At 54.1% G+C, this 11,423-nt stretch carries 12 protein-coding genes; 8 read left to right on the top strand and 4 right to left on the bottom strand.

Annotated elements, in window-relative coordinates; all coding sequences use genetic code 11:
* Positions 1-4 precede the first annotated feature (4 nt).
* Positions 5-1,657, top strand: coding sequence for an ATP-binding protein (locus H6F75_RS09505; RefSeq protein ID WP_190751488.1), 1,653 nt, complete (start codon positions 5-7; stop codon positions 1,655-1,657).
* 244 nt (positions 1,658-1,901) lie between these two features.
* Here H6F75_RS09505 and H6F75_RS09500 read toward each other — a convergent pair whose 3' ends face one another.
* Positions 1,902-2,858 carry an SPFH domain-containing protein gene (locus H6F75_RS09500; RefSeq protein ID WP_190751486.1) on the bottom strand — a complete coding sequence of 319 codons (957 nt, stop codon included), beginning with the start codon at positions 2,856-2,858 and terminating at the stop codon, positions 1,902-1,904.
* Positions 2,859-2,917: 59 nt separating this feature from the next.
* Complete coding sequence (locus H6F75_RS09495; protein WP_190751484.1) at positions 2,918-3,343, bottom strand: NfeD family protein; 426 nt, start codon at positions 3,341-3,343, stop codon at positions 2,918-2,920.
* 223 nt (positions 3,344-3,566) lie between these two features.
* On the opposite strand from H6F75_RS09495, the gene H6F75_RS28465 reads away from it, so the two are divergent.
* From H6F75_RS28465 to H6F75_RS09470, 5 genes are all read left to right on the top strand, one after another.
* Entirely contained in the window at positions 3,567-5,357 is a 1,791-nt protein-coding gene (locus tag H6F75_RS28465; protein WP_190751482.1) for a protein phosphatase 2C domain-containing protein, read from the top strand.
* Positions 5,358-5,431: 74 nt separating this feature from the next.
* Positions 5,432-5,854, top strand: a complete 423-nt coding sequence (locus H6F75_RS09485) for a hypothetical protein (protein WP_190740704.1) — start codon at positions 5,432-5,434, stop codon at positions 5,852-5,854.
* A 70-nt stretch (positions 5,855-5,924) separates the two neighbouring features.
* Positions 5,925-6,719, top strand: a complete 795-nt coding sequence (locus H6F75_RS09480; RefSeq protein WP_190751480.1) for a YdcF family protein — start codon at positions 5,925-5,927, stop codon at positions 6,717-6,719.
* Positions 6,720-6,787: 68 nt separating this feature from the next.
* Entirely contained in the window at positions 6,788-7,684 is an 897-nt protein-coding gene (locus H6F75_RS09475) for an ROK family protein (RefSeq protein ID WP_190751478.1), read from the top strand.
* A 167-nt stretch (positions 7,685-7,851) separates the two neighbouring features.
* Positions 7,852-8,442 carry a general stress protein gene (locus H6F75_RS09470; protein ID WP_190751476.1) on the top strand — a complete coding sequence of 197 codons (591 nt, stop codon included), beginning with the start codon at positions 7,852-7,854 and terminating at the stop codon, positions 8,440-8,442.
* Between the two features lie 214 nt (positions 8,443-8,656).
* Here H6F75_RS09470 and H6F75_RS09465 read toward each other — a convergent pair whose 3' ends face one another.
* Positions 8,657-9,211 (bottom strand): hypothetical protein, encoded by a 555-nt coding sequence (locus H6F75_RS09465; RefSeq protein ID WP_190751474.1) that lies wholly within the window; start codon positions 9,209-9,211, stop codon positions 8,657-8,659.
* Between the two features lie 1,172 nt (positions 9,212-10,383).
* Between H6F75_RS09465 and H6F75_RS09460 the strand changes: the two genes are divergently transcribed.
* Positions 10,384-10,593, top strand: coding sequence for a hypothetical protein (locus tag H6F75_RS09460; RefSeq protein ID WP_242019828.1), 210 nt, complete (start codon positions 10,384-10,386; stop codon positions 10,591-10,593).
* A 199-nt stretch (positions 10,594-10,792) separates the two neighbouring features.
* On the opposite strand, the gene H6F75_RS28460 is transcribed toward H6F75_RS09460, so the two are convergent.
* Positions 10,793-10,921 carry a hypothetical protein gene (locus H6F75_RS28460; protein WP_277874246.1) on the bottom strand — a complete coding sequence of 43 codons (129 nt, stop codon included), beginning with the start codon at positions 10,919-10,921 and terminating at the stop codon, positions 10,793-10,795.
* A 117-nt stretch (positions 10,922-11,038) separates the two neighbouring features.
* Between H6F75_RS28460 and H6F75_RS09455 the strand changes: the two genes are divergently transcribed.
* Entirely contained in the window at positions 11,039-11,419 is a 381-nt protein-coding gene (locus H6F75_RS09455) for a hypothetical protein (RefSeq protein ID WP_190751472.1), read from the top strand.
* Positions 11,420-11,423: the final 4 nt, after the last annotated feature.

The following is an 11,423-nucleotide window of genomic DNA, read 5'->3' as shown; positions in this document are numbered from 1 at the left end:
TTAAATGAGAATTGCCCCTCTTCCAGCTAACGAAGCAGAAAGACTAGAAGTTTTACGTAGTCTGAGTATTCTCGATACTGCTTCTGAAGATATCTTTGATGACTTAACTCGCCTGGCTTCCCAAATTTGCAATACTCCGATCGCTCTGGTTAGCTTAATTGACGCCGATCGCCAGTGGTTCAAATCTAATATTGGACTATCGGTGCCTGAAACGCCTCGTGATATAGCCTTTTGCTCCCATGCCATTCTGCAACCAGCCGTATTTTTAGTGCCAGATACATCCATTGATGAACGATTTTCTGATAACCCTTTAGTTACCAGTGATCCACATATTCGATTTTATGCGGGTGCTCCATTAATCACTTCTGAAGGTGCTGCGATCGGTACCCTTTGCGTTTTGGATCAGGAGCCACGAAGGTTGAGTGCTGAGCAGACCGAGAGTTTGAAAATTATTAGCCGTCAAGTTGCAAGACAAATTGAACAACGACGTGATTTAGCAAGCCTAGCTCAAATTAGCTTAGATGTACATCAGATTGGAGAAAAGTTACGCCTTAGCCAAGAACGATTTGAACTGGCAACTCTTGGCTCTAGCGGGGGAATATGGGATTGGGATATGAAGACCAATGAGGTCTTCTTTTCACCTCGCTGGAAGAGCATCTTGGGTTACGCAGATCATGAAATTCCCAATCGCTTGGAAGAATGGATTGAGCGATTGCATCCTGAAGATGTTCAGCGAGCACAAAGTGCCCTGGCCGCTTATCTAAAGCGCGAGATTCCGACCTATGATCTAGAGTATCGCCTTAGACATAAAGACGGAACTTACCGCTGGGTTTTATCCCGCTCAGTTGCTCTTTGGGATGACCAGAGCAAACCTTATCGGATGGCCGGTTCCCATATTGATATTACAGACCGTAAACAGGCAGAGGAGATTGTTGAAAAAGCGCTGCAAAAAGAACGAGAACTGAGTGAACTAAAAACTCGCTTCATCTCCATGGCATCCCACGAATTTCGTACCCCTTTGACTAGTATTGTTCTCTACGCTGAACTTTTAAAGAACTACAGCCATACATGGGATAAAAAGGAAAAGGACGAAGCTTTTCAGCGGATCCAGGACGCGGTTCAAACTATGACCGAACTCATGGATGGAGTTTTAGCAGTTGGTCAGGTAGAGGAAGCTAAGCAAGCCTTCAAACCTACTTTGCTTGATTTTTCGTATTTAATTCAAGATGTAATTGACCAAATAAAGCTTATTTCTCAAACTCGGTGCAACATCTTTTTTGATGCTTATCCAGAAAATATTAACGTTGTTTTAGACGAAATGATCGTTCGGCAAATTCTGACTAACTTAGTCTTTAATGCCGTCAAGTATTCTCTCGATGGAAGGGACGTAAGAGTTTCATGCCGTTATCAAGAAAGTAACCTAATTCTGCAAGTTCAGGATCAGGGCATTGGTATTCCTGAGGAGAACCAAGAAAACATATTTGAGCCTTTTTATCGGGCAAAGAATGTTGACTGTATTGCGGGAACTGGATTGGGCCTAGCAATTGTGAAGCAGGGAGTTCAGGCTCATCACGGCACCATTTCTTTGGAGAGCGAAATCGGTAAGGGGACAACATTTACTATCACATTGCCCTGCGATACTGAGAAGCTACAGTAAGCTGATGTTCACGACAGGCAAAATTCATGTACTGTCGTGATCAATTTGAGCTGCATCAACAGACTATCCTGCTAATGCAGCTCAAACTAATATTCAGTAGCTAACGCTTGGCCCTTTGTCCGCATAGAGTATCTAGGTTTTCAAAGGGGTAATGCTTTACCGCCTCACTGGGCTGAGGTGCAGTTGGGCCCACAGTACGTTTGGCTTTTGCCATACCCGGCCTACCCGTGCAGCTAAGCCTTTTCTACAACTGCCCCTCACTGACGATCGCCCGCATGCCCTCTAGCGTTGCCGGAATGCTGCGGGGGTCCATAAACATCACCTTGCTGCTGTCGCTGCTGCCGATTTTCAGCCCCATCTCCATATAGTGCTGGGCAATGATGAATTGCAGTGCTTCACGAGTGCCAGGGTCGATGGCAAGGGTTTTGGCGATCACCTGCATGGCCTCGGCTGTGCCTTTGGCCTGAAGCAACTGCTCTTGGCGCAGAGCCTCGGCCCGCAACACGATGGTTTTTTGCTGTGCTTCGGCATCTAAAAGGGCGGCTTTTTGGCGAGCTTCGGCATCTAATACTGACGACTCGGCTCGACCTTTGGCCGAGTTGACTGCCGCTTCGCGCTCTCCTTCAGAGGTCAGCACAGCGGCCCGCTTTTTGCGCTCGGCCGCCATTTGTAGCTCCATCGATTCCTGCACCGCTTTAGAGGGCACGATGTCGCGCAGTTCGACCCGTGTTACTTTTACGCCCCAGGGGTCAGTGGAAATATCCAGCTCGCGCAGCAAAATTTCGTTGATTTCAGAGCGGGCGGTGAAGGTTTGATCGAGCTCGAGCTGGCCCATTTCAGCACGAATTTGGGTGAGCACCAGGTTGACCATCGCCGATTGCAGGTTTTCGACCTTGTAGTAGGCCTTCTCCATATCGACAATGCGCCAGTACACCACCGCATCTACCGTGATTGAAACGTTGTCGCGGGTAATGCACTGCTGAGGCGGAATATCGAGCACACGTTCGCGAATAGTTTGCCTAAACACCACCTTGTCGAGAAAGGGAATTAGAAAATTGAGGCCGGGGGTGAGCTTTTTGCCGTTGTATTTGCCCAAGGTTTCGACTAGGGCCTCGTCGCTTTGGTTGATGATTTTGACGGAGCTAGCGGCGATCGACCCGCCAAAAATCAGCACAATCAGAAAACTAAAAAAGCCGCCCATAGACGTAATTCCTCAAATGATTTGCGGTAGTGATTGGTAACCCTGTGGGGCTCGCCCACCTAAGCTCTCAGCGCGCTTTCCGGGATGACATAGAGAGTATTGCCCTTACGCCTAACCACTACCACTGGCTGATCAGCCCCAATAGTGATGGTCTCGTCGTCGCAGCGAGCTTGCCAGGAGTTGCCCTCGTAGATGACCCGTCCGGTTTGGCCGGGGGCAATAGCGGTTAATGTTCGGGCTTCGGTCGACTCTTGCAGACTGTAGGGGGTGCGCTTGGGCACAAACCGCAGCAGCAGGAAGATCAGCACGAGAGACAGCGCCACCCAAGCCACAATTTGAAAGCTAAAGGAGGGCACCCCCAGGGCCACAAAGGCCACGATAAAAGCGCTCAAACCCAGGGTGGACTCCACAAAGCCCGTGGGCAAAAATAACTCCATGAGGCAGAAGACGGCCCCCAGAATGGCCCAAAACAGAGGGTAGTTCATAGCAGCTCACAAGAAAAGTCAAGCCTAAAAGAAACGGGCCCAACTCAGGCCCCCGCCGAGATTGCTGATCCACGAAACCCAACCCAGGTTACCCTTCTGAATGTCTCGCTATCCTCTAGGATTAATCTATCTTTAGCCTCAGGCCTTTTGGGGGCTTAATTACGTTGTTTTAATAGATTAGATCTTTGCCTCTACCGCGTGCCTGTACCCGCCCGTAAACGCTATGAACCGTGTTGAGCGCCGTCCCTCCCGCTATAAACCTTACCTCTGGGTGATCGGCACTGATATTGAGACCCTGCCGGTCGATGAGCTAGTGGGTCAGCGCTATCGGATAGTGGGCCCGCGCATTTGGCTCGACACCCAGCCTGACCAGCGGCCCAGTGCTCCCGATACCTTTCCTGGGGAGGCGCTGCCTTACCTCAAGGCGCACCCCCATCGGCTGCATGTGCCGGGACTATATGGCGTGCTAGAGCGGACTGGAGCACCGCCGATTTTGCTGTTGGAGAATGCTCCGATTCATTTTCAGGCGGGGGAGCTATTGCCGGAACTGGCGGGCGGGCTGTTTAGCGCTTCACCCCTGCGCCAGGCCAACTGGCTGTGGCAGCTTTGGGAACTGTGGGGAACGTTGGGCAACCTGGGCTTGGCGAGGAGCTTATTCGTGCCTGGTAATCTGCGGGTAGATGGCTGGCGGCTGCGGCTGGTGGAGCTGCAATCTGACGGGGACCCGACAACTCTGGCGGATTTAGTGGAGCTGTGGCGATCGCTTCTGTCTCCCCTGCATCTGTCTGTGTCAGAGCCGCTGCGATCGCTGATCAACCGCATTGACGCCGATGCCGTCGACCCCGACACCGTAGCGCTTGAACTCAACCAAATTCTGCTGCGCCAGGCGGCTCTGGTGCCCACCCGGATTGCCCTATCTGGAGCTACGGCTCAGGGGCCAACGCAGCCCCGCAACGAAGATGCCTGCTGGCCCCTGGGCACCCAGAGCGAAGCTGCCCCCATGCAAGTAGCGATGGTGTGCGATGGGGTGGGGGGCCACGACGGCGGCGAAGTGGCCAGCCAGCTAGCAGTGCAGGCACTGCAAATTCAGCTGCAAGCGCTGCTGGCCGAAGCCCAAAACGAGCTGCGGGGACTGCCGCCTCAGGTTGTCGTTCAGCAGCTTGAGGCGGTGATTCGCATTGTCAACGAGCTGATCAGTTTTCAAAACGACAACCACGGCTGGGCCGGTCGTCAGCGCATGGGCACCACCCTGGTGATGGCGGTGGTGATTCCCCAGCGGGTGCAGACCGACGATGGCTTGGGACGGGTGAATGAAGTGTACCTGGCCCATGTCGGTGATAGCCGCGCCTACTGGATTACTCCCGACTACTGCCACCCACTCACGGTAGACGATGACATTGCCGGACGCGAGGTGATCGCCTGTCGCCAGACCTGGCCCCACGCTCTAGAGCGCAGCGATGCCGGAGCGCTCACCCAGGCTCTCGGCACCCGCAGCGGCGACCACCTTCAACCCCACATTCAGCGGTTTGTGTTCGACGAAACGGGAATTTTGCTGCTCTGCTCCGATGGCCTCAGCGACAACTACCGCATCGAAGATGCCTGGGCCAACTACATCGGCCTAATTATTAAGGACATTGTCACCCTCGACTCGGCGGTGGCCTCGTGGATTGAGCTGGCCAACCAGAAGAACGGCCACGACAACACCGCCGTCGTGCTGATGCAGCACAAGCTTCTGGTTCCTGCGCAGACGGGGCAAGACATTCCTGTTGGCGCGGGTGCCCAACGGGAATCAGCCATCCCCGCTGGGGCCAAGCTCTACGGTGAAAACCTTCCCCAGGACGAGTTTGTGTCCACCCCGGCGGAACGGAAACCGCCGCGAGGGGTGCCCCGCTGGGTGCTGGCAGTGTCGGGTTCGGCTCTGCTGCTGGGGCTGCTGGGCTGGTGGCTGCTGGCCAGTCGATCGCCGGAGCCGCCGGAGCCGCAGAGGACGCCACCTGTGGCTCCAGCGCCTTAGGGGGAGTGGATGGGTGGATGGGTAGATGGGTGGATGAGTAAGGGGTGGGTGGGCTACCGAGCAGGCAAAACAGTATGGGGAGTTTGACGGATACCTGGACGAATGCTTGGGGAGATGCGGCTCAGTCGGCACTGCTGAGGCCGGTGCAGGGCTGGTTGGTGGAGCATCCGCTGATGGGCTGGTTGGTGGGGCATCCGCTGGTGGCGCTGGTGCTGGTTGTGGTGGGTCTACTGTTGTTTGCGGGGTTGTGGAGTGCGATCGCCCGTCTCACCGAGGGCTTTTGGCTATCCCTCGTCAAGCTGCCGTTTCGGCTTGGTGGCTGGATAGTTGGGGCGGTGTCTGGGCTGTTGGTGCGGCAGTGGGCTAAGCCGCCGAAGCTAGCCGCTGGGGATGAGCGGTTGAGTGAGATTATGGGCCGGTTAGAAACTCTGCAAACGGAGCAGGAGCAGCTATTAGAAGAGCTGCGGGAGCTGTTGGGGAAACGGAGTGAAGGGTAGCACGAGGAGCTATCCTGGTTTGCCCGATAGGGCTCGAAGATTTAGGTGGGCATGAGGGAATAGGGCGGAGATGTTTTTGTTTTTGTCGAAGCTGCTGCCGCTGCTGATCTATCCGCTGGGGTTGGCCTGTGTGCTGCTGGTGGTGGCGCTGATCTGCATCCAGCGACGGCCCAAGTGGGCCGCGGGGGCGATCGCCCTGGCCCTAGCCCTGCTGCTGGTGAGCAGCAATAGTTGGGTCTCGACGGCGGTGATTCGCTCGCTAGAGTCGCGCTACCAAGACACGGTGAATTTGCCCGAGGCAGAGGCGATCGTGGTGCTGGGGGGCGCAATTAAGCCCAAGTTTCCGCCTCGGCCCTGGATTGATGTGGCTGAAGAGGGCGATCGCGTGCTGCACGGGGCGCGGCTTTATCTGGAGGGCAAGGCACCGCTGCTGGTGTTTAGCGGCGGGCGCATTACCTGGGGTCAGGGGCAGAGCCGTTCTGAGGCCGCCGATATGGCTGAGCTAGCCGAGGCGTTGGGGGTGCCGCCCAGCGCCATGTTAATTGAGCCCGACTCGCTCAACACCTTTGAGAATGCCGCCTACACCCAGGTGTTGCTGGCCAATCTCGGCATTGAGCGCATTTTGCTGGTGACCTCCGCGATGCACATGCCCCGTTCCCTGGCAATTTTTAAAAAGCAGGGGTTTGAGGCCATCCCCGCGCCGACCGATTTTCATGTGGCCCAAGACCCTGCTGACCCAGGGCTGACTACCTGGCAGGGCCGCGCTCTGAGACTGGTGCCCCAGACTGAGAACCTGCACTACCTCACCCGCGCCCTTAAGGAATACATTGGCATGGGCATCTATCGGCTTAAGGGCTGGCTTTAGGCGCAAAAATAAACCTTAGACAATCTGAGACAATGGCCCTGGCATGATTTTGCAAGGTTGGTTTAGCCATGGGCACGACAGAGCGGCAGGTAATTGGCGTTGATTTGGGTGGGTCTGCGATCAAGCTGGGGCGCTTTACCCAGACGGGGCACTGCCTAGCCGAATTTGCTGTGCCCACGCCTCAGCCTGCCACCCCAGAGTTGGTGATTGCGGCGATCGCCGATGCGATCGCATCCCTCGACCCCAACCGCGAAGCAGTCGCCATTGGCGTGGGCACCCCCGGCCCCGCCGATGCCGCTGGCCGGATTGCCCGCGTCGCCATTAATTTAGCTGGGTGGCATGATGTGCCGATCGCCGATGCGCTAGAAGCGAAGACGGGGCGATCGGTCACGGTAGCCAACGACGCCAACTGTGCCGGTCTAGGGGAAGCGTGGCTGGGGGCCGGGCGCAACTTTAAGGATGTGCTGACCCTCACCCTGGGCACGGGGGTCGGCGGCGCGATAATTCTCGATGGCAAGCTATTTGTGGGCCGCAACGGCACCGCTGGAGAACTGGGATTGATTACCCTCAACCCTGAGGGGCCACCCTGCAACAGCGGCAACCGAGGCTCGCTGGAGCAGCACTGCTCGGTGCAGGCAATTCGGCGAGAGACGGGGTTGAACCCAGCGGCGTTGTTTGACCGGGCCAAGGCGGGGGATGAGAATGCGATCGCCTTTTGGCAAACCTACGGTCGCTGGCTGGGTGCGGGCATCGCTAGCCTGGTCTACGTGCTGACCCCAGAGGCGGTGATTCTCGGTGGCGGCATTAGCGCGGCGGCGGAGCTGTTTTTGCCGACGACCCTGGCGGAGCTGGAGACCCGCGTGTTGCTTAGCTCTCGTGAGGGGATGCAGGTGTTGGTGGCGGAGTTGGGCAATCAGGCGGGTATGGCCGGAGCGGCTCGCTTGGCGTTTCAGCAATATGGTTAGCTGCATTTTCCTTTGCTACCGCAAGAGCTAAAGTCTAGCCCTTAGGTACTTTTTGTCTCTAGCCATTGAGCGAGGTGCTCAAGCGTTTGGTTAGCAACGATAGAGTAGGCAAGCCGTGGCGTGTGCCACAGACTTTGCCGTTGCAATCCTCACTGGAAAAAAGTTTTATGGGAACGACTGATAGTCAATCTACTCGACACAGCCGTGCCGTTGGCCTGTTTTCGACTCGTCAGGAGGCTGAGCAAGCCCTGCACCAGCTACGCGATTCAGGCTTTCAGATGGACCGCGTTTCAGTGGTGGCCAAATCTGGAGAAGGGTTGGGTGACCTAACCCCTGATGAAGACTTCGACCCCGATAAGACCAAGCCTGAGCAGACTCAAGACGGTGCCGGTGCTGGTGCAACGGCCGGTGCCCTGACCGGTGGTGCTATTGGTTTAATTGGTAGCTTAGGTGTGTTGGCGATTCCTGGTGTCGGGCCGGTCGCGGGGGCTGGTATCTTACTTGCCAATACTCTGCTTGGTAGCGGTATTGGGGCCGCCAGCGGTGGCTTGCTGGGCGCATTAATTGGTTGGGGCATACCCGAAGACCGCGCCGACTATTACAACGATCGCGTGTACAACAACGACGATTATCTGGTGCTACTAGAGGGCACTGAGCAAGAGATTCAATCGGCTGAATCGGTGCTGAGTCAACAAGGCATTCGGGATTGGGGTGTCTATGGAGCCACCGGATCTCCTGTCCATGCAGGTGACCGCTAATACTAAGTGTTAAGTCAGAGCTTAAGGTTTAGGGCACAGCCAAGCTGTGCCCTGTTTTTCGTCGACCATTAGGAATCCAAGCTGCATGACGTTAAAGATGTGCGGCAGTGACAACCTCGCACTTCTGCTAATAACTTCTGTACGCACGATCGCAGTGTGAAATAACTCTGGCCGTAACGCTCATATTGATAGCTTGGAAAACCGTGCATGGATTTCAATGACCATGCAGTAGTGGCTTTCGCTCTGCGAGTGGTTCAGCTTGACTGAGGGGAGTTAGCACAAACAGGTGGTTAGGTTTAGTCGACTCTTCAAGCTCTTCTTCAGTACAACCGACAAGGCTGTAAATACTCACAATGTATTCGCCGGGGGGAACATCGAGTAGTGCTCCTGGTTCCTCGTTAGGGTCGAAGTCAGGGGAAAGCCGGAAATTGCCATAGCCTTCGATCGCCAGTTTTCCAGAGGGCAGATTGAGATAGGCACGTTGTACGTGGGGGTAGATACCCACAGCCTCACGCTCTTGATCGTTCAAAGGGTCTCCGATGACCACTTCAAGGGCCATCTCGTCGTCTTGACGCAGTTCATAAGCGACGAGAAGACCTTTCTCTGCGACCTCAAAAAGCTCAGAGTTAATGTCGCTGTTGCCGTACCCTTCGAGAATGGAGGGGTTTATGGCTTTTATGGCTGCTTGGCTTTGGTCGTCATACAGAAAAATGACGAGGCCATCGTTGTAGAACTGGGCCGTTAGGGAGTCAGGGCGAACTGTTTTCATAACACCTGGAGCGTGAAATGACGAAGCACAGAGAGCTGTGGCTTCTTCAAAGATGCCCAGGTGTCCCTCCTAACGACGAAGCCTTCAGAGCGTATAGGGGTTAGCTGACGCTTGCTGAAGCGGGTGAGGTAGTTGGCTAAGGAGCTGTTGGGTTTCCTTTGTCAACCCAACCTACGGGCGAGCGCTCGTACTCATAGTAATAAATTACAAATGGCTTAAATCTTGAGAATAGCCAAAGTCCCAGTGAGATAAACGACCCAAAGACGAAGGTGAAAACTAACCACAAGGGAACTGCAAGGAAGAGCGACGTGACTAAACCAGATAACCCAGTTACGGCTTGATCATCTACTGTCACAGTTGAAAAGCCAAATAAACTAAGTACTCCCATGAGAACGACGAATGGTCCAATTGATAGGAGAAACCCAACTGATACAAGCTTGAAAATTGTGCCAACTGTCAGCCTTCTAATTTGAATTTTCTTTTTTAACATGACTACCTCTGTGGCTCAAGCTAATACTACAAGTGACTAAGTTAACTAGGAATAGTTCATTGGTAGATCGCTCACTGATCATTGTGAAGCAAAGTACCCTTCTGCCAGCAGGCTTTAGCCTGATGCCGAAGACAGATAGAAAGTTTCTAATTACTGTCTATAGCAATTTGGGGTTAGTAATCTTATCGAGGCAACATTTCGGTCTGTTTACCCAAAAAATAGGTAGACAAACCGACAGTTCCTATATATCCAACCTAAACTGGGCAGCTCACTAAGATGCTTTCCGAAGATTATTCCAATTTGGAGCGATTACAAGAAACCTTCCGCATTTATTAATGCTTGCTTCACTGCACCCGCTTTGGCTCCCAACTAAGCTGGGTTAGTTCGTAGCTATCAACCAGTCTCTAGCGGCTATTTCACATATCAAAGTCGTCACAAAACTTTGATATATCGCTCAGTCAATACGGTTGAACTTATGACGTACTTCCGGTACGTTATTGCTGCGGGGAATGATTTCAGACGGGAGCTTGGGGAGTTGCACCTCCTCAAGCTCCCTAATCGTCACAACTTATCCGAGTAAACAGTGACGACTGGCATCATTCTAGATCCGGTCTCTCGGTTTGCTGAAATAGAGGGATCTGAATAGTTCCCCGTTTTCTTAATTGAAAACGGAGACAACCGAATGTTTTTAGACAACATGCCAGAGGGCAGCCGCCCCGATACCTTTGGTTTGCCAACCTATCGGCAAGAAACGCTGCGCCATATTTTGCTCGGCGACCATGATGCACTCATTGATGGCATTAACCATTGGTTTCGCTGGGCTACTGCGATCGCATCGCTTGGTCAGAACCCATCCCCACTGGCCGCAGTGGCGAATATATCAGCGTCATGACCCGCAGGCGAGGGGTTGCAAGGCCCTAGTGTTTTTGTAGGTTGAACCGAGCACCAGCGGAACCCAGCAGGCTTGCTACTGTTGGGTTCCGCTTTGCTTTACCCCTCCGGTGACATCTGTAGAGTCATGGCTCTAGCGATAGGGCCATTGTTTGGTTTTGCAACAGCATTATTGCGATCGCAAACTCAACGCGATCGGCTCACAACGCTATTGCTTTCGCTGCAACTAAATTGTCATCTCCTGCAACGCTGTTGTCACCGGTCACAACGCCGTTGTCCTTGGCTGCAATAGCGTTGCGATCGCCTCCAGAGCCGTTTTTCACCGCCACAACTGGGTTTCTTCTTGAGCAAATCCCCTACCAACTGGGCATTGTGAATCTAAGGCAAGACGGCGCGAGGCTACGTGGTACGTTTTGCCCCATTTTCACTAACCCACCTCAGCCGCCATGACCGACACGACTCGTCGCCTTGCGCCCAAGCGCATTGCCCAAGATATTCAAGCTTTAGACAGTCTGAGAGTGATCGCCAACTATGTGCCCATGCGGCCAGAGGCATCGCATCAAACCTTGCAGCAGGCCTACCAGGCCATGCGGCAGAGCCAGCAAGACGAAGTTGTGATGGAAGCGAGATTCAAGGCTACCCGCGATCGCGCCCGCGCGGCCGAGTGGGAATTTCACAATGCCGTTTTGGCCATGAAGCAGTCAGTTGTCGGACAGTTTGGGCCAAACAGTGACGAAATTCAAGCCATCGGCTACACAAGAGCGTCTATGCGCAAGCGATCGTCCCGCAAAAAAACTTTGGCAACAGGCGAAGGCCTATCTCAGTAGCCTT

The sequence above is a fragment of the Nodosilinea sp. FACHB-131 genome (assembly GCF_014695395.1).
Classification (GTDB): domain Bacteria; phylum Cyanobacteriota; class Cyanobacteriia; order Phormidesmidales; family Phormidesmidaceae; genus Nodosilinea.
The sequence above is the reverse complement of the archived record's forward strand: the minus strand, read 5'-3'. Positions and strand labels throughout refer to the sequence as shown.

Coding starts and splice junctions, on each gene's coding strand:
- H6F75_RS09475 (WP_190751478.1), top strand. CDS start 6,788: ATGGGCACGACAGAGCGGCAGGTAATTGGCGTTGATTTGGGTGGGTCT.
- H6F75_RS09460 (WP_242019828.1), top strand. CDS start 10,384: ATGTTTTTAGACAACATGCCAGAGGGCAGCCGCCCCGATACCTTTGGT.
- H6F75_RS09465 (WP_190751474.1), bottom strand. CDS start 9,211: ATGAAAACAGTTCGCCCTGACTCCCTAACGGCCCAGTTCTACAACGAT.
- H6F75_RS09480 (WP_190751480.1), top strand. CDS start 5,925: ATGTTTTTGTTTTTGTCGAAGCTGCTGCCGCTGCTGATCTATCCGCTG.
- H6F75_RS09485 (WP_190740704.1), top strand. CDS start 5,432: ATGGGGAGTTTGACGGATACCTGGACGAATGCTTGGGGAGATGCGGCT.
- H6F75_RS09505 (WP_190751488.1), top strand. CDS start 5: ATGAGAATTGCCCCTCTTCCAGCTAACGAAGCAGAAAGACTAGAAGTT.
- H6F75_RS28465 (WP_190751482.1), top strand. CDS start 3,567: ATGAACCGTGTTGAGCGCCGTCCCTCCCGCTATAAACCTTACCTCTGG.
- H6F75_RS09495 (WP_190751484.1), bottom strand. CDS start 3,343: ATGAACTACCCTCTGTTTTGGGCCATTCTGGGGGCCGTCTTCTGCCTC.
- H6F75_RS09455 (WP_190751472.1), top strand. CDS start 11,039: ATGACCGACACGACTCGTCGCCTTGCGCCCAAGCGCATTGCCCAAGAT.
- H6F75_RS09470 (WP_190751476.1), top strand. CDS start 7,852: ATGGGAACGACTGATAGTCAATCTACTCGACACAGCCGTGCCGTTGGC.
- H6F75_RS09500 (WP_190751486.1), bottom strand. CDS start 2,858: ATGGGCGGCTTTTTTAGTTTTCTGATTGTGCTGATTTTTGGCGGGTCG.